This is a genomic window from uncultured Bifidobacterium sp. (assembly GCF_963540075.1).
Lineage (GTDB): Bacteria > Actinomycetota > Actinomycetes > Actinomycetales > Bifidobacteriaceae > Bifidobacterium.
In genome coordinates, this window is sequence record NZ_CAUTOG010000028.1 from 1 (window position 1) to 20,670 (window position 20,670).

General features: G+C 64.5%; 16 protein-coding genes. 9 read left to right on the top strand and 7 right to left on the bottom strand.

Annotation, left to right across the window (positions count from 1 at the left end; translation table 11 throughout):
* Positions 1-138: 138 nt before the first annotated feature.
* Together RWX87_RS04685 and RWX87_RS04690 are read right to left on the bottom strand one after the other, a co-directional pair.
* Entirely contained in the window at positions 139-1,233 is a 1,095-nt protein-coding gene (locus RWX87_RS04685; protein WP_314688049.1) for an alpha/beta fold hydrolase, read from the bottom strand.
* 4 nt (positions 1,234-1,237) lie between these two features.
* Positions 1,238-3,583, bottom strand: coding sequence for a prolyl oligopeptidase family serine peptidase (locus RWX87_RS04690; RefSeq protein WP_314688051.1), 2,346 nt, complete (start codon positions 3,581-3,583; stop codon positions 1,238-1,240).
* Positions 3,584-3,784: 201 nt separating this feature from the next.
* Between RWX87_RS04690 and RWX87_RS04695 the strand changes: the two genes are divergently transcribed.
* From RWX87_RS04695 to pknB, 7 genes are read left to right on the top strand one after another with little or no spacing between them, the layout of a single operon-like run.
* Complete coding sequence (locus RWX87_RS04695; RefSeq protein ID WP_314688055.1) at positions 3,785-4,483, top strand: DUF3662 and FHA domain-containing protein; 699 nt, start codon at positions 3,785-3,787, stop codon at positions 4,481-4,483.
* A 24-nt stretch (positions 4,484-4,507) separates the two neighbouring features.
* Positions 4,508-5,029 (top strand): FHA domain-containing protein, encoded by a 522-nt coding sequence (locus RWX87_RS04700; protein ID WP_314688058.1) that lies wholly within the window; start codon positions 4,508-4,510, stop codon positions 5,027-5,029.
* 5 nt (positions 5,030-5,034) lie between these two features.
* Entirely contained in the window at positions 5,035-6,588 is a 1,554-nt protein-coding gene (locus RWX87_RS04705; protein WP_314688061.1) for a PP2C family serine/threonine-protein phosphatase, read from the top strand.
* Positions 6,588-8,009: an FtsW/RodA/SpoVE family cell cycle protein gene (locus tag RWX87_RS04710; RefSeq protein ID WP_314688084.1), complete on the top strand. Its 1,422-nt coding sequence runs from the start codon at positions 6,588-6,590 to the stop codon at positions 8,007-8,009. Before RWX87_RS04705 ends, RWX87_RS04710 begins: the two co-directional genes overlap by 1 nt.
* Positions 8,006-9,472, top strand: a complete 1,467-nt coding sequence (locus tag RWX87_RS04715; protein WP_314688064.1) for a penicillin-binding protein 2 — start codon at positions 8,006-8,008, stop codon at positions 9,470-9,472. The genes RWX87_RS04710 and RWX87_RS04715 overlap by 4 nt, the downstream gene beginning before the upstream one ends.
* Positions 9,469-10,518, top strand: coding sequence for a serine/threonine-protein kinase (locus RWX87_RS04720; protein ID WP_314688065.1), 1,050 nt, complete (start codon positions 9,469-9,471; stop codon positions 10,516-10,518). Before RWX87_RS04715 ends, RWX87_RS04720 begins: the two co-directional genes overlap by 4 nt.
* Complete coding sequence (gene pknB, locus RWX87_RS04725; protein ID WP_314688069.1) at positions 10,515-12,752, top strand: Stk1 family PASTA domain-containing Ser/Thr kinase; 2,238 nt, start codon at positions 10,515-10,517, stop codon at positions 12,750-12,752. Before RWX87_RS04720 ends, pknB begins: the two co-directional genes overlap by 4 nt.
* A gap of 110 nt (positions 12,753-12,862) precedes the next feature.
* Here the strand turns inward: pknB and RWX87_RS04730 are convergent, their stop codons facing one another.
* The 3 genes from RWX87_RS04730 to RWX87_RS04740 all read right to left on the bottom strand — a co-directional run bounded on the left by RWX87_RS04730 (position 12,863) and on the right by RWX87_RS04740 (position 15,581).
* On the bottom strand, positions 12,863-13,507 hold the full coding sequence (locus tag RWX87_RS04730) for an aminodeoxychorismate/anthranilate synthase component II (RefSeq protein ID WP_314688071.1): 645 nt from the start codon (positions 13,505-13,507) through the stop codon (positions 12,863-12,865).
* A 161-nt stretch (positions 13,508-13,668) separates the two neighbouring features.
* Positions 13,669-14,802, bottom strand: a complete 1,134-nt coding sequence (locus RWX87_RS04735) for a class E sortase (protein ID WP_399552305.1) — start codon at positions 14,800-14,802, stop codon at positions 13,669-13,671.
* The gene (locus tag RWX87_RS04740) at positions 14,802-15,581 is read right to left on the bottom strand and encodes a DUF881 domain-containing protein (RefSeq protein WP_314688074.1); all 780 of its coding nucleotides are present in this window, start codon (positions 15,579-15,581) and stop codon (positions 14,802-14,804) included. Before RWX87_RS04740 ends, RWX87_RS04735 begins: the two co-directional genes overlap by 1 nt.
* 80 nt (positions 15,582-15,661) lie before the next feature.
* Between RWX87_RS04740 and crgA the strand changes: the two genes are divergently transcribed.
* Positions 15,662-16,174 carry a cell division protein CrgA gene (gene crgA, locus RWX87_RS04745; RefSeq protein ID WP_314688076.1) on the top strand — a complete coding sequence of 171 codons (513 nt, stop codon included), beginning with the start codon at positions 15,662-15,664 and terminating at the stop codon, positions 16,172-16,174.
* A gap of 454 nt (positions 16,175-16,628) precedes the next feature.
* Here crgA and RWX87_RS04750 read toward each other — a convergent pair whose 3' ends face one another.
* Positions 16,629-17,333 carry a rhomboid family intramembrane serine protease gene (locus RWX87_RS04750; protein ID WP_314688078.1) on the bottom strand — a complete coding sequence of 235 codons (705 nt, stop codon included), beginning with the start codon at positions 17,331-17,333 and terminating at the stop codon, positions 16,629-16,631.
* Between the two features lie 147 nt (positions 17,334-17,480).
* Here RWX87_RS04750 and RWX87_RS04755 point away from each other — a divergent pair, with 147 nt between their 5' ends.
* Positions 17,481-17,705, top strand: a complete 225-nt coding sequence (locus tag RWX87_RS04755) for a hypothetical protein (protein WP_314688080.1) — start codon at positions 17,481-17,483, stop codon at positions 17,703-17,705.
* Positions 17,706-18,078: 373 nt separating this feature from the next.
* Here RWX87_RS04755 and RWX87_RS04760 read toward each other — a convergent pair whose 3' ends face one another.
* Positions 18,079-20,544 (bottom strand): glycogen/starch/alpha-glucan phosphorylase, encoded by a 2,466-nt coding sequence (locus RWX87_RS04760; RefSeq protein WP_314688081.1) that lies wholly within the window; start codon positions 20,542-20,544, stop codon positions 18,079-18,081.
* Positions 20,545-20,670 lie beyond the last annotated feature (126 nt).

Consider the following 20,670-nt stretch of genomic DNA (forward strand, 5'->3'; position numbering starts at 1 on the left):
CCATGGTCGCTCTGGTGGGTACCAGCGCCGGCATGGTGTGGTAAGTGGGGTGAAGCGGGTTATCTGGCGGCCGCGGTGGTTTCCGACCCACGCCGGGTCGGAAACGACGGGGAAGACGAATGAGGTCCCGCGCAAATGCTATCCGCGCGAGACCTCATTCCATTCGTCGCTGCCGATGATCTGCACGGAAGGCGTGTCCAGGAAGGCCAGAACATCATCGAGGTAGGTCCGCATCACCGAATTCGGCATGGAGAAAATCATGTGGACGCTGTCGGCGAAGCGCTCCAGCCTGATGTCGCCACCGCCAAGACGCACCTGGCGGACGAAGCGGCTCTCGGCGTCGTTGCGCACCCATACGTCACGCCCCGCCTGCAGAAGAAGCGTGGGGGTCTCGATGCCATCGCAGGCCTTCTGCCGGAGCACGGCCCGCGACATGGCGAGCATCTGCCGCATCCATCCGTAGGTGGGCGCATAGGTCTGGAAATGCACGTCGGTGCAGCGCCGGGCATGGTACCAGCGCAGGCGGGCCTCACTCGCCCCCTCGTTGCCCTCCATGTCGAACACCGGCGAGAACGGTTCCCGTCCGGCGATCCTCGCCCTTCCGAACCCCAGGGCGTCGGCGGCCGTCACCGCCGTTCGCGCCAGCCAGGTGGGCATCCCCGCAGCCGGCACGATCATGGGGCTGGAGAGAACGGCCTTGTCGAACAGCGTGGGATATCTTTCGATGACGGCGGCACCGATGCCCCCGCCCATCGAATGGCAGAAGAGGTTCAGAGGCCGGCTGTCGGCATACCGCTGGCCGACGTCCTGGCTGAATCGCACGAGATCGGCCACGTAGCGGCGCCAGTCGTCGATCCACACGAGTGAGGGGTCGTCCACGTCCCGGGCGGAATGGCCATGGCCGCGATGCTCGAGCATGCAGACCGAATAGCCATCCAGCAGGAGGTACCAGATCAGCTCCGCGTACTTCTCGACGAACTCCGTGAAGCCGTGCGAGATGACGATCGCCCCACGGAACCTCGCCGAGGCTCCGGCCATATCGAGATCATCGAAGCGCGCCGCGTCGAAGCACACGTAGTGCAGACGCCCGGTGGCTGGGGGAATGCCGAGCCCTCTGTCCCCGGCGGCGGGCATCCACCCCTCCTGCCGACAGTGCTCCAGCGCGGAAAGGACGGTGCCGTCCATGAAGGCGGCGTATTCGTGCTCATCGATCAGGGGAATGCTCGAGGCCATACGCTCACCGTACAGCCACGCCGGGCTCCGCCGGCCCGCACGCCGCCCCCGGCGCCGCATCCATCCCCAGCGCCTCGTAGAGGAAGTCGCGCTGGAGCACGAGCAGGCTTCGGGCGACTGCCGGATCGTTGGTCATATGGGTGATGCCGGTGAGCGGCAGGAAGACATGCGGTCGACCGGCGGTCATCAGCGCCTGCGACAGCCTGAGCGAATGGGCGATGGTCACGTTGTCGTCCGCGAAGCCATGGATGATCATCAGCGGACGGCGGAGGCCCGGTGCATCATCGAGCAGGCCGTTGCGACGATAGGTCTCCGGGTCGAGGCCCAGATAGCGCTCCGTGTAATGGGTGTCGTAGAGGGTCCAGTCGACCGGGGGGGCTCCCGCGCAGGCGGCATGGAAGACGTCGGGTTCGTCCAGCACCGCGAGCGCCGACAGATATCCGCCATAGGACCAGCCGATGATGGCGACTCGATCGGGATCGGCCTCGGGAGCCACGTCCGGAAGCGCCTTCACCGCCTCGACCTGGTCGGCCAGAGTGATCTGCTTCATGCGTCCGGCGATCTCGCGGTCCCACCGAGGCCCCCGCCCGGTGGTTCCACGACCGTCGGCGGTGACGACGAGAAAGCCCTGATCGGCCCACCACTGGGAGTCCCAGTGATACGCCTGGCTGAACACGGCCTGCTGGAAGCCGGGCCCGCCGTACGGCCTCATGAGAACCGGGAGCCGGGACGCCCCGGCGAAGCGGCTGCCCGGCCCGGGTCGGGTGATCGCCGCGATGAGCCCGTGCTCGCCCAGACGCACGAATGTCGTCGTCGGCATGAATCCGGGGATGTCGGCAAGGTTCCCCAGGGCGGCATGCACCCCCGTCGTCACGGTGGGATCCGGGCCATCCACGTCAAGAAGATGGACCGTCGTCGACCGCGCCGAAGCCATATCCCTTCCGGACACGACCATGCCTCGGCCACGGCGGGACGCGGTCCAGACGCCGGGGTGCACGGTGACGGGAAACACGTTCCCCGCATAGTCGATGCGAACCACGTCGAAGCTGCGGGCGTCATGTTCATCGGCGTGATCCCGCCAGGCGGCGGGCACGTCGGAGGCGAGATCCGGCGTCCGCTGCACGACCGCAAGGACGTCCTCCTCCCCCACGTCCAGCACCCGCCTGACCTGCCAGCCCACCGGCGTGAACGGCCGGCCGTCGACCGTAAGCCTGTTGGTGTCCGCATCCATGTCATTGAATGCGCAGACAAGTCTGCCGTCGGGGGTCGTCACAGGGGTTCCCTCGACCAGGTCGAGCCACTGCGGATTCGAATGGCCTTCGAGAACCGTCGTCGAACCGTCGGGACGGACCGCGAGCACCTGGTCATGGCTCTGGAGACGATTCTGCACGAGCAGGACCGCATTCCGGCCGCGCGTCCAGGACACGGCCGCGAGATACTCGAAGCCCTCATGGTCCCACGCCACATCACTGGGCTCACCCGGATGGCAGCGACCCGACGAATCCGGGGCGAGGTCGAGCAGGGACAGACGCACCCGCGCGTTACTCGTCAGTGCGCGGGGGTAGCGACGCGGGACTGCGGGGAACTCCGGATTCGCCGGATCGGAAAGATGCCATACCGGTTCCGCCGAGGAATCGAACGTCTCCACGAGGACATGACGCGAGTCCGGCGACCACCAGAACCCGTCATAGCGGTCCATCTCCTCGCCGGCGACGAATTCGGGAAGCCCGAGGACCAGCGTGGCCGGAGCGTCCTCGGGAAGGGACATGACGACCGACCAGCCGAGAACCGAGCCATCCTCATCGACGTCGACGGCGACGAGCTCGCGACCCGTGGCATAGAGGGCATGCCGCCCATCGGGCGAGATGCGCAGAGCCGCCACCGGGGACGGCAGGGACGGTCGGGGAATCGCATCCCGCGGGTCCTCAGGACCCTGCGACAGGTCCCTGACCGCCACCGCCGCGTCGGCACCGATGCAGACGAGGAAGGGATGCCCGTCGAGGACGAAGACGACCCGATTCCCGGAGGCGTCCACATCGTAGGAGACGATGCCGCGACCCCCCTCCCGCGCCCGTTCGCGACGCGCGCGCTCCTGTGGCGACACCCTTTCCCCGTCAGGGTCGCGCAGCAGCATGCGCGGGTCCGCGAGAAGCACCTCGCGGTGGCTCCCCCTCCCGGTGATGACGCTCATCCATAGCGCGGTGACGAGGTCCTCGGATCCGTCCGAGCGAAGGAACAGCGCACGCGACCCGTCACCCACCACCCGCGCGGATCGCGGGGCGCCGCAGGTGAAGCGCAGCGTCCGCGCCTTCCGCTCGGGATACTCCTCCATCGATTCCCTATAGTCCATGCCATCCACGCTACCCTTGGATCTCGTGATGCGGTCGCGGTCACACGGATTCCTCCGCGCCGGGACGCCGGTGGACGCCACAGCGGAACGCACCGGTTCCCCGACCCCGCCCACAATGGAGAAATTGCAAGCATGGCGACCTTCCGTCCGTCCTTATCGGCGTGCCGCGTAGGATATGGTGAGGATTAGAAAGGGGTCGCCATGAGCGTTCTTGACCGTTTCGAGAAAAGCGTCGAAGGCGCGGTCAATGGCATGTTTGCAAAGTTCGGCTCCAAGGACCTTCAACCGGTCGACCTCTCCAGCGCACTCGAACACGAGATCGACTCCAAGGCCATGCCCCTGGGACGCGACCGCACCGTGGCGCCCAACGAATACCGGTTCAAGCTCAGCACGTCGGACTTCGACCGCATCGAGCAATGGGGCAGCGAGGCGCTCGCCGACGAACTCGCCGACAATCTCACCAACTACGCGAAAAGCCAGCATTACGCCTTCGTCGGTCCTGTCGTCGTCATCTTCGAGGAGGACCTCGGGCTGAGCAGGGGGAACTTCACCCTTATCTCGGAATCCGTGCAGGGCACCGCGGCCCCGGTCACCACGGACGACCAGGCGCAGGACATCCCCGTCATCGAGATCAACGGCAAGAAATACGGCCTGACCAGCGAAAGAACCGTGCTGGGGCGCGGCTCCGACTGCGACATCATCATCGACGACCAGGGCGTCTCCCGCCGCCACCTGGAAATAGACATCACGCCCAACGGCGTCATCGCGCGCGACCTGGGATCGACGAACGGCACCTACGTCGAGGGGCACAAGGTCCCCGCCGCCACGCTTCTCGACGGCAACACCATCACGATAGGGCGGACCCGCATCCTCTACTGGGCATCTCAGGAGCAGGAGTAAGGCGCCCGGCGGGGCGGAACCGACATGATCACCGAGCTGACATTCGCGATTCTCAAATACGGGTTCCTGGCTCTGCTATGGATATTCGTCGCCTTCGCCGTGCGCTCCCTGCATCGTGACATCAATTCCCTCAGCCCCCGCAGGTCCCTGTCCCATCGGCGCAAGGAGCGGCGCGCCCGCCGTCGCGCGTCGGCCGCGCCAGCCGCCGCGGTCTCGCCGCCCACGACGACCATCCCGTCAGCGGAGGCGGCCGGGCCGTCGCTGCTCGTCATCATCGACGGCCCGGCGGCCGGCACCTCGGTGCCGCTGACGGGAACGCCCATCACCGTGGGAAGGTCGTCCACCAACACCGTCGTCCTCGACGACGAGTTCGCCTCCTCGCATCACGCCCGCATCTACCGCGACCCCGTCTCGGGCGGATGGGCCATCGAGGATCTCGGAAGCACGAACGGCACGATCGTGGATCAGCGTCGCATCTCCGCCCCCACCATCCTGTCACCCCGCGTCCCCGTCCGCATCGGCGCCACGACGTTCGAGCTGAGGTGAGGGACATGCCGAACTCCGCAGCCTCGCAGCAGCTCTTCCTCTATTCGACGACGGTCTCCGACGTGGGGACCGTCCGCAGCAACAATCAGGACTCCTCCTTCGCCGGCGAGCATCTCATCGCCATCTGCGACGGCATGGGCGGGCATGCGGGGGGGGACACCGCATCCACGATTGCCATCCGCTCTCTCGCCCATATCGAGCACGACGACCTCGGCGGCGACGTCGCCACCGTCTCCTCCATGATGGAGACCTCGGTGATGGCCGCGCATGACGCCATCGTCGGCAGGGCGAAGCGGGACAGAAGCCTTGCCGGCATGGGCACCACCGTCACCGCCGTGGTTCTCGTCGCCGGCTTCTGGATCATCACCCATATCGGCGACTCGCGGGCGTATCTCCTCCGAGACGGACGCCTGTCCCGCATGACCACGGACCATAGCTACGTCCAGCACCTTATCGACACCGGACGCATCACCCCCTCCGAAGCCCGCAACCATCCGCAGCGCAACGTGGTCATGAGGGTGATCGGCGACTTCGACATCGACCCCCACCCGGACGTCTCGATACGCCGTGCCCGTCCGGCCGACCGCTGGCTGCTGTGCTCCGATGGTCTGTGCGGGGTTCTCGAGGACTCCACCATCGAGGAGATCCTGGCCTCGACATCCGACCTCGAGCAGTGCGCGCAGACCCTTGTCTCCCTTGCTCTCAAAGCGGGAAGCACGGATAACGTCACGGCCGTCGTCGGCGATGCGACGCTGGCGCTTGACGCCTCCTCCTTCGTCGCCCCCCACCAGACGCCGCTCATCGGAGGCGCCGCCAGCGTCAGTCTCGAACCCATCGCCGACATCGTCAACCAGCCCGTGGCCACCGCCCCCGCCCTGAACGTGGGGCGCGGATCCCCCGCTCAGAAGGCGGCGGCACTGGCTCAGACGACTGCGGATGGCATCTCCCACCCTCATCTCGCGCAGCCGTCGACGGTCCGCGAGCAGACGGGGGAGAAAGCGGATCTGGACACCAGCGAGATACCCGTGGTCCAGAAACGCGATGGCCAGCTGACAGCCGATCCCAACGACCCCGAAGTCGTCAGGGTGATGCGCGACAACGAGGCGCGTAAAAGCCAGGAGCAGAGATCCCGACGCCGACGGAGGAGAGCGACCCTCGTCGCCGTCATCGTCGTCGTTCTCGCCGGTCTGACGGTCGCCTTCGCGGGCATCTGGCACTGGAGCCAGTCATCCTACTATCTCGGTGAGTCAGACGGGGTCGTGACCATCTACCAGGGCGTCCCCACCAATCTCTTCGGCGTGAGCATGTCGCATGCGATAGAACACACCACCATCCGGATATCCTCACTGCCCCGGTCCTGGAGGGATCAACTGTCCCAGGGCATCACCATGGACACGCTCTCCGACGCCAGACAGCATGTCCAGCTCATCCGGCAGGAGGCGACGACGCTGAGCTCCGAATCCTCCAGCCATAAGTCAGGCGCGGCCACGGGCTCGGCATCTCCATCGTCGTCAGCGACCTCATCATCCTCATCGGCGACCGCGAAGGGAGGCGCATGATGGCCCCCACGCGCCTCCGGCAGATATCCCTTCTCCTGTTCGCCATGGTTCTTGGCTTCATGGCCTTCCTCCAGATGTTCTGGCGCACCACAGGGGGATTCCCCGCCCGCTACGCCGGCATGCTCGCGGTTGTGGCCGCCCTGTTCCTCGTCCTGTGGGGCCTGCTGCTGAAATTCCAGCCCTACGCCAGTCAATCCATACTTCCCTGCGTGCTGCTGCTCACGGCCATCGGAACGATGATGACCTCACGAATCGATCAGGAGAACGATACGGAGGTCGCCTTCCGGCAGCTCATCTGGACGTGCATCGCGTTGGTCCTCACCGGGCTGATCGTCGTGCTCCTCCAGGACTATCGTATCCTGAGACGGTTCTCCTACGTGAGCATGGTCGTCGGTCTCGCCCTTCTGCTGTCACCGATGATCCCCGGCCTCGGCAAGGAGATCGGCGGCTCGCGCATCTGGATCGGCGTCGGAAGCCACACCATGCAGCCGGGGGAGTTCGCCAAGCTCTTCCTTGCCTTCTTCTTCGCGGCCTACCTCTTCGAACGCCGTGACAGGCTTGCGGTCGGCGGGCGGAAGGTCCTCGGTCTCCAGCTTCCGCGAATCCGCGATCTCGGGCCGATCGTCATCGTCTGGATGGCCTCCATGGGAGTGCTGGTCATCCAGCATGATCTCGGAACCTCCCTGATGTTCTTCGCCATGTTCGTTTCGATGCTCTACGTCGCCACCGGACGCAAAAGCTGGCTGGTCATCGGCTCTCTCGCCTTCCTGGCCGGAAGCGCGGTGGCGGTGCGCCTCTTCGCCCATGTGGGATATCGCGTCGACGCATGGCTGCACCCCTTCGATTCAGCGGTATACAACAGAAGCGTGGGAGGATCGGGGCAGATCGTGACCGGGCTGTTCGGCATGGCCTCCGGCGGGCTTATGGGAACGGGACTCGGCCAGGGGCATCCCGCCCTCACGCCTCTGGCGAACTCCGATTTCATCTACTCGTCGCTTGGCGAGGAACTGGGGCTCGTCGGCCTGATGGCGATTCTCGTCCTCTACCTCATCATCGTCTCCTCGGGACTGATCACCGCGATGAAGATTCGCGACGGGTTCGGCAAGCTTCTGGCCGCCGGCCTGATGTTCACCATGGCCTTCCAGGTGTTCACCGTCGTGGGAGGCATCACTCTCGTGATACCTCTCACGGGTCTCACCCTGCCCTATATGGCGGCCGGCGGGTCGTCCCTCATCGCGAACTACGTCCTCGCCGCCCTCCTCATCGTCATTTCGAACGCCGCCAACAGACCCCCCGCCGACGTCTCCTCGGACACCTTCCGCATGGAGGCCATAACCGCTCTGAAAAGCCGCGAGGCACCGCAACCCACCCACAAGCCCTCGCGTCCCGCGCGCGCCGTCGAAGGAGGTGGGGCCCGATGAACAACTCTCTGCGTCAGTTGTTCACTGCAGTGGTGGTCCTGTTCGTCATTCTGGGGATGTCGAGCAGCGTGATCATGGCTATCAAGGCCGACGCCCTCAACGCCGACCCCCGCAACGGACGAACCCTCTACCACGAGTTCGATGCCCCACGAGGTGCCATCCTCGCCGCGGACGGCACGGTGCTCGCCGAATCGACCGCGGTGAACGACGCCTTCAAATACCAGAGGTCCTACAGCAATGGCCCGGTGTACGCGCCGGTCACCGGATACTTCTCGATCAGTCAGAACGCCGACCGCGGCATCGAGGCATCCCGAGGCACCCTGCTCAGCGGACGATCCGACACCCTCATCTGGCAGCGTTTCAAGTCCCTCTTCTCAGGAACCGAGAACACGGGCGCCTCGATCGAGACATCCATCGACACGAAGCTCCAGACGCTCGCGTATTCGCTGCTCAAGGGGAAGGACGCCTCCCTCGTGGCCATCGAACCGAGCACGGGACGCATTCTGGCGATGGTGAGCACGCCAAGCTACGATCCGAACACGCTGGCGTCCCATGACGCCACGGCCGTGAACAAAGCCTATGCGAAGCTCACGTCGGATTCCTCCAATCCCATGCTCAACAGGGCGACGTCGGAGCTCTATCCTCCGGGATCGACGTTCAAAACGGTCGTCGCGGCCGCGGCCCTCGAATCAGGCAAGTACGACGTCGACACGGAGATCCCCGCCGGCGCCAGCTACACCCTTCCGGGAACCATGACCGAGCTGACCAACGTCGGCACGGCGGCGAACGGGACCAATGGGAAAATCACCTTCGAGGACGCTCTGGCGTACTCCTCCAACACCGCCTTCGCCCAGCTCGGAACGGCGCTTGGGGACGACGTCATTGCCGAACAGGCCAAGAAGCTCGGATTCGGGACCTCGATCACCCTTGACGGATCGGCCTCCACGGGTCTGCCGATGAAGGCCGTCGCCTCATCGTTCCCCACGGGGGTCTCCTCCGACAAAGTGGCCCTCGCCTCGATCGGCCAGGGAGACACCCTGGAGACCCCGCTCCAGAACGCGATGGTCGCGGCCGCAATCGCCAACGGCGGCAAGCTCATGGAGCCCACGTTGGTGGACTGCGTCAGATCCAGCGACCTGTCGGTGCTTTCCCAGACCACGGCGACGCTGAAGTCGCAGGCCTTCAGCTCGAAGACCGCGGACAAGCTCACGACGATGATGGAGGCCGTCGTCTCCAAGGAGCTCACGGGACTGTCCATCGACGGGGTGAAGGTGGCGGCGAAGACGGGAACCTCGCAGACCGGAACCGACGGCGAATCCACCGACGCCTGGATGATGGCCTTCGCCCCCGCGAATGACGCCAAAATCGCCATCGCCCTCGTCGTTCATGACGCCAACGAGCTGTCCTACAAGGTGACCACTCCGATCATGAAGCAGATGCTTGAGGAGGCGATGAAGGAATGAGGCTTATGGAGGGTCAGCTCATCCATCGCCGCTACCGCCTGGATCATCGTCTGGCGCAGGGAGGGATGGGCGAGGTCTGGAAGGGATATGACATCCAGCTCGCACGCCCCGTGGCGATCAAGGCCCTTCGCGGCGATGCCGGCGACGTGGAGGCCAAGCTCCGCCGTCTTCGCGCCGAAGCCCATAACTCGGCCAATCTCGCCCATCCGAACATCGCGGCGCTCTTCGAGTACTACGAACACAACGGCATCGGATTCCTCATCATGGAGTACGTGCCCAGCAAATCCCTTGCGGACATCTACCGCGAGCAGGGGGGGATGGACCCCACCGTTCTTCTTCCCATCCTCATCCAGACCGCCCGTGGACTTTTCGTCGCGCATTCGCACGGAGTCATCCACCGGGATGTCAAACCCGCGAACATCATGGTGGCGGACGACGGCGAGGTCAAGATCACGGATTTCGGCGTCTCCTACTCCACCAACCAGGAGCAGATCACGCAGGACGGCATGGTGGTCGGAACGGCGCAGTACATCTCGCCCGAACAGGCGCAGGGCAGGCACGCGACCCCCCAGTCCGACATCTACTCGCTGGGGGTCGTGGCCTACGAGGGGCTGTGCGGACACAGACCGTTCACCGGGACCACCCCGGTCGACATCGCCGCGGCACAGGTCAATGATCCGGTGCCGCCCCTGCCGGACGGCGTCGATCTTGAGCTGAACCTCTTCATCATGTCCATGCTCGCCAAGGATCCACGGGACCGTCCGAGGGATGCGCTGGTGGTTTCACGAACGCTTGCACGGATCGAGCGTCGTCTGCTCGACGAGCAGACCCGGCTCACCGAGCAGACCACGACGGTGGATTCCGGCCGCAGACCACCCCGTCGCGTCAGCAGTTCGCCCCACGAAGGCGAGCTCCTCAGCCATCCTCTGACCTCCGCGACACAGGACGGCGACCAGTCGTCGTCCTCGTCGTCGGTCGTCCACGCGGAGCATCGTCGTCTCGGACGCATCCTCCGCAACCAGACCGACGGGAAGGAACAGCAATGAGCACCATCATGCCTTCGTCATTGTCCAATGGGCGCTACCAGCTCGGTGAACTGATCGGCAGAGGCGGCATGGCGGAGGTCAGGCAGGCCACCGACACCCGTCTGGGGCGCACGGTGGCCGTGAAGATCATGCGGTCCGACCTGGCCAACGACGAGATCTTCCTCTCCAGGTTCCGCCGTGAGGCCCATTCGGTCGCGCAGATGAACAACCCCAACATCGTCAACATCTACGACTCCGGCGAGGAGAACGTGGTCGACGAGAACGGCCACGGCGAGCGCCTGCCCTATCTGGTGATGGAGTACGTGAAGGGACAGACCCTGCGCGACATCATCCATGCGAACGGGGCTCTGAGCCAGCGGGACGCCGCCCAGGTGATGATCGGCGTGCTCAACGCCCTCGAGTACTCCCACCGGATGGGCATCATCCATCGTGACATCAAGCCGGGGAACATCATGATCTCCGACCAGGGCATCGTCAAGGTCATGGACTTCGGCATCGCGCGGGCGCTCGACGACTCCGCCGCGACCATGACGCAATCGCAGGGCGTCGTCGGCACGGCGCAGTACCTGTCCCCCGAGCAGGCGCGGGGCGAAACCGTGGATATGCGCTCGGATCTGTATTCCGCGGGCTGCGTGCTGTACGAGATGCTCACCGGCAGGCCTCCCTTCACCGGTGATTCGGCGGTCGCCATCGCCTATCAGCATGTCTCCGAGGTCGCCACGCCGCCAAGCTCCACCGTGCCGGGGCTGCCGCGCATGTGGGATCAGATCTGCGCGAAGGCCATGGCCAAGGACCGGCAGAACCGCTACGCCACGGCCACGGAGTTCCGAAACGACATCTATACCTTCATGAACGGCGGTGTCCCCACGGCGGCCGCCTTCAACCCCCTGACGGATCTCGCATCCCTCAAGGAGCGTCGTGAGGCGGAACAGAACACGGCCGCCACCGAGGCCATGACAAGCGGCGAAACGACCGCGACGCAGGCCTTCAGCCCCTTCGGCGACGAGTTCTCCTCCGTGGCAACGCCGGAATCCGAGGAGAACCATTCCAGAGTCGGGGCCCGAGAACAGGCCACAAGGACCAAACGGCGCAAACGCATCATCATCGCATCCGTCGTCGCCGGCGTCCTCATCCTCGCGGCGATCATCGGCGTGCTCGCGGCCACCGGCGTCATCGGCGGGAAAAGCGACACCGTGACCGTTCCCACCTTCACGACGGCGACCACGCAGGACGCCGCCAAGGCGAGGCTCAAGGCTCTGGGCCTGACCGCGAAGGTGAAGCTGGAGTCCAGCAGCACCGAGGCCAAGGGCACCTTCCTGCGGCAGAACCCCAAGGGCGGCTCCACGGTCAAGAAGGGGTCGACCGTCACCGTCTGGTTCTCCTCAGGTCCGAAGTCGGTGAAGGTGCCCTCGGTGGTCGGTGAAACGCAGGACGAGGCGCGGCAGACGCTGAAGGCCGCGGGATTCATGGTCGGCTCAAGCACCCAGACGGAGGACAGCGCGACAGTGGAGAAGGACCACGTCACCCGCACCGACCCGGATGCCGGGTCCTATGCCCGGCAGGGTTCGACGATTCTGCTGTACGTCTCCTCGGGCATGACCAGCGTGCCGGAGAATCTGGTGGGTGAGACGAAGGCCTCGGTTCTCAGCACGCTGAACGACATCGGCTTCAGCACCAACGTCGAGCAGGAGTACTCGGATTCCGTGGCGAAGGGCAGCGTGACGCGCACCGACCCGACATCGGGGACATCCGTGGAACAGGGGAGCACGATCACCGTCTACGTATCCCAGGGCAAGGAGCAGGTGACGGTGCCCTCAGGCATCACCCTGGGAACCACCACCTACGCCGAGGCGAAAAGCCTCCTTGAAAGCGCCGGACTCACCGTGACAACGACGGGATCCACAAAATCCTCCAACAGCGACATCGTCACCAGCATGTCCCCCGCCGCCGGCAGCACGATCGACAAAGGCGGCACCGTCACCCTCACTCTCCAGAGCGCGACGACGACGGTGCCCTCAGGCATCACCCTGGGAACCACCACCTACGCCGACGCCAAGCAGATTCTCGAGAACGCCGGACTCACCGTGACGACAAGCGGATCCGCGACCCCTGCCGATAATGACATCGTCACCAGCATGTCCCCCGCCGCCGGCAGCACGATCGACAAAGGCGGCACCGTCACCCTCACTCTCCAGAGCGCGACGGACTCATCGCAGTCGACCGGCAACCAATAAACAACCAATGAACGAGGGGGACGTCGACCACGCGCGTTCACGGTCGACGTCCCGGATTTTCCGCATCCTTCTGAACATCGTGCCCGTTCCGGACCGAAGGGGCACGATGTTCAGGCCATCACCTTGGGCTGCCTGCCCAGTGACCTCTCGACGGCTCCCGACTGCCCGCACAGGGCGAGCCAGTTGGCCAGAAGACGGTATCCGTCCTCGGTCATCACCGACTCGGGATGGAACTGCACGGCGTACAGCGGCAGGTCGCGATGGCGGATGGCCTGAATGGTGCGGTCGTCCTTCGTCCATGCCGTCACCACAAGATCATCGGGAACCGAAGCGGGATCCACGGCGAGCGAATGGTAACGCGTGGCCCTCATGGGGTTGGCCACCCCTGCGAAGATCTCGTCATCGACATGCTCGACGAGGCTGGTCTTGCCATGCATGATGGTCGGGGCATGTCCGACGGTGGCCCCATAGACCTCGGCGATGGCCTGAAGCCCCAGACAGATGCCCAGAAGAGGAAGGCGGAGCCTGCCGCACAGGCGGATGACGTCCTCGCTCGATCCCGATTCCGAAGGGGTCCCCGGACCGGGGGAGATCAGGACTCCGTCACAGTCGTCAAGGACGTGCGGATCCGCCGGATCGATGGCATCGTTGCGCACCACGTCGACGCCTGCCCCCAGGGTTCTGAGATATCCGACGATGGTGTAGACGAACGAATCGTAGTTGTCGATAACGAGGATACGGGCGCTCTGCGTCACAGTCGTCTCCTTCCGCCGTCCTATGATGCGAGGCCGGACTCACCGAACCATCCTAGCCGGAACCGCCTCGCGCCGCAGGCCGGGCGCGGACCCACGACCCATGGCCCGGCTCACGGCGACTGCTTGGGCAGGCCGGCGCCTGAGGACGAACGGCCTCGTTCCTATACCGTCACATAGTTCGACATGCTCTGCAGATACGGAATCGAGGACGCGGCCCAGGGGAACGCCCACTCGAACAGGGCGGCGACGCCGGCCACCACAAGCAGGGCGACAAGGAGGATGCGTATGGGAAGGACGCCGGGCTGCATCCTCAGCAGCCATCCATACGGTCCCGTCCCTCGAGGGGATCGCCCGTCGCGAGCGGAGCGGAGCGCCGGCCACCGCCAGGCAACCGCGGCGGACGCCGCCAGAACGGCATAGAGGACGAGCGCCACGGCAACCAGGCGATCCAGGGACGGCATGGAATACAGAACCGAGGATCCGGCGGACGACGACACGAAACTCACCTTGCCCGACGAGTCAGTGGATGCAAGCTCCTTGGGAATCCCGTCGGACACCCTGGCCCAGTACTTCAGCTCTCCGTAGGCGATCCAGCGATAGGGCGCGTGGGCATACACGTACTTCGGCGTGCATGTGGTCATCGTGATAAGCCGCTTGGTGGCCTTCGCAGCGGGATTCTGCGGATTCGAGGAGATGACCCGCACCTCGGTGGGCAGGACGATTTCATGGGATGTGTAGGTGTACACGTACCAGTAGTCCTTGGTGCGGATGATGATCGAATCCCCGCTGCGCAGCTTGTCGATGTCCCCCAAAGGCTGCCCGTATCCGCTGCGATGGCCGGCAATCGCGAAGTTGCCCACCTGCCCGGGCATCTGCGAGGTCGTATAATGCCCGAGCCCATGACGAGCCAGCTGTTCGAGCCCCGTGCCCTGGACGATGGTGCGCGACCATGAGCTTCCGAACCGGGGGATGTAGACCTCGGCGATAAGCTCGTCCGTGGTCGCCGAGGCCGGCTGCACGGGAGGGTCGCCCTTCTGCGCCTTGGCGACGGTCGTGCCCGCGGAGGATGAGGGAGCGGACCATGATGCGGACTGACGCGTCTGTTCCTGCGCACGGCCGGACTCCACGCCGGTCCACCACAGCTGCCATACAACGTACAGAGCGCAGACGACCGCCATGGTCAGGAGCAGCTCTCCGATGACCCCCATGATCGTGTAAAGCAGGTCCTGCCGACGCCGGCAGGATGGATTCCCATCGCTGGGCGACCTGCGCGAGGATACGGATGCATGCCTCATCATTCACCGGACTTTCGCTCCGAGGACTGGTCGTCCTCCACGGACGCATACTTGAGGGCCTGGAGCAGAACCGCCGATTCGGGGAACTTGAGCGATGTCTTCGTCTGCACGCTCCATCCCAGTCCCAGAGCGGCCACGTACTCCTTGTAGGTGGTGACGGCCTCGGATGTGTCGAGGGCCGAGATCATGGCGCCCGTCGGTCCGATCGCCGAGATGGTATACGGCGGGGAGTACTGCTTGCCCTGGAGCATAAGGACATTCCCCTTGCATATGACCGCCGAATTGAAAAGCACGCGCTGGTCCTCGATCATCATGGCCTCCGCGCCCCCCTTCCAGAGGGCATTGACGACGGCCTCCACATCCTGCTGATGCACCACATAGTCGTTGATCGTCGCGCTCGACCCGGAGTCCCCCACGATGTTCTCCCACAGAGGCGAATCATCCAGGGTGACCGTCACGCCCGGCCCTTTGACCGCGGGAAGCATGGTTCCCGACCCTGCGTCCTCCGCGGAGGCCGATTCGGATGTCGATCCGGCTCCCGTATAGGAATTCAGCGTGTTGATCTCGGAGCTCAGGGAGTTGACCTCCCTACGAAGCTGGGTAACGCGTTCGACGCGCTGCGCGACCATCTCTCCCGTGTCGGACGTCACGGTCGCCGTGCTGTTGACCCGGATATTGGCGACGACGAGGAAACCGGTCATGGCCACGACCATGAAGACCGCCATTCCGCCGATCCACGACCGTCTGGCGCCATGCCGCCCGGTCCTTTTCGCCGCCATGTGCCGTCCTTCACCGCATTCGCCGCTTTCGAGCCCAACCACTATTATGACTGATAGCCTAGCGAACGGAGACCAAGCCCATGGCTGACGATAATCAGTCCGAAGAAGACCCCACCGGCACGACCGCCGAGGACGACGCGGCCGTGGAGGCCACGGACCTCCCGGCGTCAACGGAAACCAAGGCCGAAACCCCGACGGAAGAGGATGAGACGGACGTGAGTTTCGCCGCCGACGAGGAGGACTCCGAGGAGTCGGCGGATGAGGACGACGACGATGCCGGCATCCCGATGGACAAGGTCCAGGCCGTTCTCAACGCGACCGTGGACAAGAACGAGCTCACGCCCCAGATGCGGCGCATGATGCAGCGTCAGGCCGAGAACACCAAACGCGTCGAGGAGACCATCAAGGGGACGCGCGCCAATCCCTCCTGGTTCGTTCCACTGTTCTGCGCACTGATGATCATCGGCCTCATCTGGGCCGTGGTCTACTACCTCAACAGCAGCTATCCCATCCCGAACATCGGCGCCTGGAACCTCGCCATCGCCTTCGGAATCATCATGGTCGGCTTCATCATGACCATGTGGTGGCGTTAGCCCTTATCGACGACGATGGGCCCGGACCGGCCATGGCCGGTCCGGGCCCATCGTCGTCCTCGATTCCACCCGATGGCGGGGTTGCGGCAATGGAATTTATACGGCCGCATGCGGTTTACGCACCCCATTCTCAGAGGCCGATCATCTGCGCAGGCGATCGGCCTTTGAGGAGGGATCATGTCTGGGCGGTCCTCGACGAACAGAAAATGTGGATAACTCCGACCCCTATGCGTCGGGTGGTAATCCCACAGAGAATCCTTGGAAATCCAAGGATTCTTGACTTCTTTGGAATCTTATTGACCGCGTCATCCCCAGCTGTTCGCAGCGCTTCCCCAGATTATCCACCATCTTGTCCACAACAGTGGAAAACTACGCGCAGAGTATTTGGCCGCCGTTCATCTGGCGTTCGTCGTCCCCTGCCCTGGCATGGGACCCGCGTCGCCATCGGCACCGTCTAGAACCTCAGGCACGCAACGGCTCCGGCCAGAAGCACCAGGACCACAGCCGTTCCGAAGACTCCCGTACGCAGCGCCAGGGATCGGGTTTTCAGCAGCGGAAGCCCCCCGGCGAGCAGCCACGAGAGAAGCACGCCCGTGACGAGCCCCCCGACGTGGGCCTGCCACGCGACGTCGGAGATGACGAAGGGCATGGCGATGTTGATGGCGATCCAGACAAGCAGCGAACGGATGTCCTCCCCGATCCGTCGGTAGACGACGAGCAGAACCCCGAACAGGCCGAAAATCGCTCCGGATGCGCCATAGGCGGCCACCAGCCAGTCGCCGGTAATCCGCGCCCAGACGATCATGCCCACGGCCCCTCCAAGTCCGCAGACGAGGTATACGCCCAGAAACCGCCAGTGCCCGAGCATCCTCTCGAGAACCGGGCCCACCATCCAGAGCGTCAACATGTTGAACAGGACGTGGAGAACGGTCGGGGCGTGAAGAAAAAGGGCCGTCAGCCATGTCCATGGCCTTGTCACCGCCAACGCGGGGATGAACATCCCCTCCATCATCAGCGTGGAATAGAGCGAGGGGAGGAGATATCTGAGCAGCGTCTCCCCAAGCCAGACCAGGGAGCACAGAAGGATGATCGCCCAGACGATCACGGGATCCCCGGAGGCCCAGGCGGCGTGAATGCTGCGACGGTCGGTTCTTGGCATGTCCTCCACTCTAGCCGTCCACACCTTCCGCCAGCGGAGGAGGAAGGACGAATCCATGCACTCAATCATCACATTCGGGCAATTACGATGGGAAGGGTGCCGGTCTGAGCGGACAGACCGGTGGAGCCCGTCTGGAAAGGATTCGTCATGGAGAACAAGTCTTCTAATGGCTGGAAGTTCTTCGCTCTGCTGTTCGGCACCCTCCTCGCCGGCGTCGTGGGGCTGTACGTGTACAAGCAGCGCAACCCTGACTACGACCCGTGGGAGGAGCCGTGGGAGAACAGCTCCTCCCCGGTGGATCTGGGGCTGTCGAAGGACGAGGGCAAATCGGACGCGGATTCCGACGACGCAAAGGCCGACGCCGACCGGTAGAGCAATCGGCTGATGTTCCGGCGGACGGTACCGGCACGGTACCGTCCGCCTTGTGCGTCAGGCCTTCCGCGGCCATCGGCAACGGGCTTCAGGCTGCGGCCCCGACAAGGCAAGGACGCCTTGAGGGGGCTCCGCGCGATCGCGCATCGGATGAGACATCCCACGGGACGCAAGAACGAGAGAGACGGCGGGAGCACACCGGACCTCCGCACGGGTCCTGGAACGTCCCACCGCAGCACCACAGGGAAGACAGGAGGAGGTCCGCGCGGTAGTCCGCACGGACCTCCTCCTGATGAGGGTCATCCCCATTCACGGCTCGAATCCGGGGGCGATGCTGGAAGGATCCCGCGTCATCCCCGAATCGGAAGCCGGCTCAGGCCGCGAGAGGCGCGGTGTGCCAGATGCGGTCGAGGTAGTCCTGAATGGAGCGGTCGGAGCTGAAGTAGCCGGAGTTGGCCACGTTGAGCACCGCCATCCGGGCCCACGTCAGCGGCTGGCGATAGGTGTCCTCGATCTGCGACTGAATGTCCATGTACGCACCGAAGTCGGCCATCGTCATGAAGTAGTCATGGGTCAGCCAGTCGTTGACCAGATCCTTGTAGACGTCCTTGTCACCGTCGGAGAAGGTCCCGTCGGCGACCATGTCCACGGCCTGCCTGAGCCTCGGATCGGCCTCGTAGTACTTCCGGGAGCCACCATGGTCGTAGCCCTCGGCGTACAGCTTGTCCACCTCATCGACGGTCATGCCGAAGAGGAAGAAGTTCTCCGCGCCGACCCTCTCACGAATCTCGACGTTCGCGCCGTCCAGCGTTCCGACGGTGAGAGCGCCGTTGAGGGCGAACTTCATGTTGCCCGTTCCGGAGGCCTCCTTGCCGGCCTGCGAGATCTGCTCGTCGAGGTCCGTGGCGGGGATGAGGTTCTCAGCCATCTCGATGTTGTAGTTCGGCAGCATGTGGACGGCGAGCTTGCCCTTGACGTCCGGATCGTTGTTCACGACGCGAGCGACGTTGTTGATGAGGCGGATGGTGAGCTTCGCCATCGCGTACCCGGGCGCCGACTTGGCGCCGAAGAAGACGGTGCGCGCAAGCACGTCATCCGCGTCGACCTTGCCGCTCTTGATGTCCGCGTAGGTCGAGATGATCGACAGGATCTTCAGGCTCTGGCGCTTGTACTCGTGCAGGCGCTTGATCATGCTGTTGAACATGGTGTCAGGATCGAGGTCGACGCCGTAGTGGCTCTTCGCGAAGGGCACGAAGGCGCGCTTGTTGGCCTTCTTGACCTCCGCGAACCTCTTCACGAACTCCTCGTCATCGGCCAGCGGGACCAGGCCCTTGAGCAGCTCGAGATCGGACAGCCAGCGGTCCGTGCCGAGGCCCTCGGTGATGAGGGCGGACATGCGCGGATTGGCGAGGCGAATGAAACGCCGCGGGGTGACGCCGTTGGTCACGTTCGCGAACTTCTGCGGGTACACGTCGGAGAAGTCCTTGAGGGTGACGTCCTTGAGCAGTTCGGAGTGCAGCTCGGCGACGCCATTCACGTAGGAGCCGGCGTAGGAGGCCAGGTAGGCCATGCGCACCGAGGGCTCCTCGTCATCGGTGTAGATGCGCATTCGCTCGATTTGCTCGGCGGAGACGCCCTTGCCCTCGAGCTCCGCCACGAACTGGTCGTTGATCCTGCGGATGATCTCCAGATGACGCGGAAGCAGCTCGCCGATGAGCTTGGCGGGCCAGACCTCGAGAGCCTCGGGAAGCAGGGTGTGGCAGGTGTAGTTGAAGGTCCGGTGGGTGATGTCCCAGGCGGTCTCCCAGTCGTATCCATACTCGTCGATGAGCACGCGCATGAGCTCGGCGATGCCGATCACGGGATGCGTGTCGTTGAGCTGGAAGACGATCTTGTTCGGGAACGTGGTCAGGTCAGGATTCTTCTGGCCCGGGTAGAACACGCGGATGGCGTCGTGAATGGACGCCGCGACGAAGAAGTACTGCTGCTCGAGGCGCAGCGCCTTGCCCTGCGGGGTGGAGTCCTCCGGGTAAAGAATCTTCGAGATGTCCTCGGCCTTGACCTGCGGCTTGACGGCGTCAAGATAGTCGGACTTGTTGAAGGTGAGCAGATCGAACTCGTCATAGCTCTTCGCGGTCCACAGACGCAGCGTGTTGACGCGGCCGGAGGTGTATCCGGGGACCATGTAGTCCACGGGGACCGCGCGCACTGCCCAGGCCGGCTTCCACGCGCGGCGACCGTCCTCCTCGACGACCTCGCCGCCGAAGCTCACCCGCTGGTCACGGTTGTAGTCGATATGACCCCAGGGCTCCTCGTTGGCAAGCCAGTAGTCGGAGGTCTCCACCTGACGGCCCTGCGCGTCGAACTTCTGCTTGAAGATGCCATAGCGGTACTGGATGCCGTATCCGAAGGCCGGAACGCCGAGCGACGCCAGGGAGTCGATGTAGCAGGCGGCGAGGCGGCCCAAGCCGCCGTTGCCGAGACCGGGCTCGTATTCGGCGTCGACGACCTGCTGGGGCTCGAAGCCGAGGCTTCTGACGGCGCCGTCGAACTGCTCGGTCAGGCCCGCGTTGAGCAGCGCGTTGGACAGCTGCTTGCCCATGAGGAACTCGGCGCTGAGATAGCCGACCGCCCTGGTGCCTCCGTTGACCATGTCCTTCTGGGTGGTCATCCAGGAATCGACGAGATGGCGGCGAACGGCCGCGGCGGTGGCGACATAGACGTCGGCCGCCGTCGCCTGCTCCGGCGTCACGCCCTGCGTGTACCTGAGCTGCTCACGAATCTCATCGGTGAACTCGTCGGAGGTGACGGACGACTTCGGTGCGCTGATTTCGGTCATTATCTGACTCCCTTTGACGGATAGTGCTGCAAGAACCGCTATGCCTCCGGGCGCGACGCGTACCCGCCACCTTCGCGGGTACGAGGAAGCCCTGCATACGTTCTCACAGAGAGATTACAACATCCC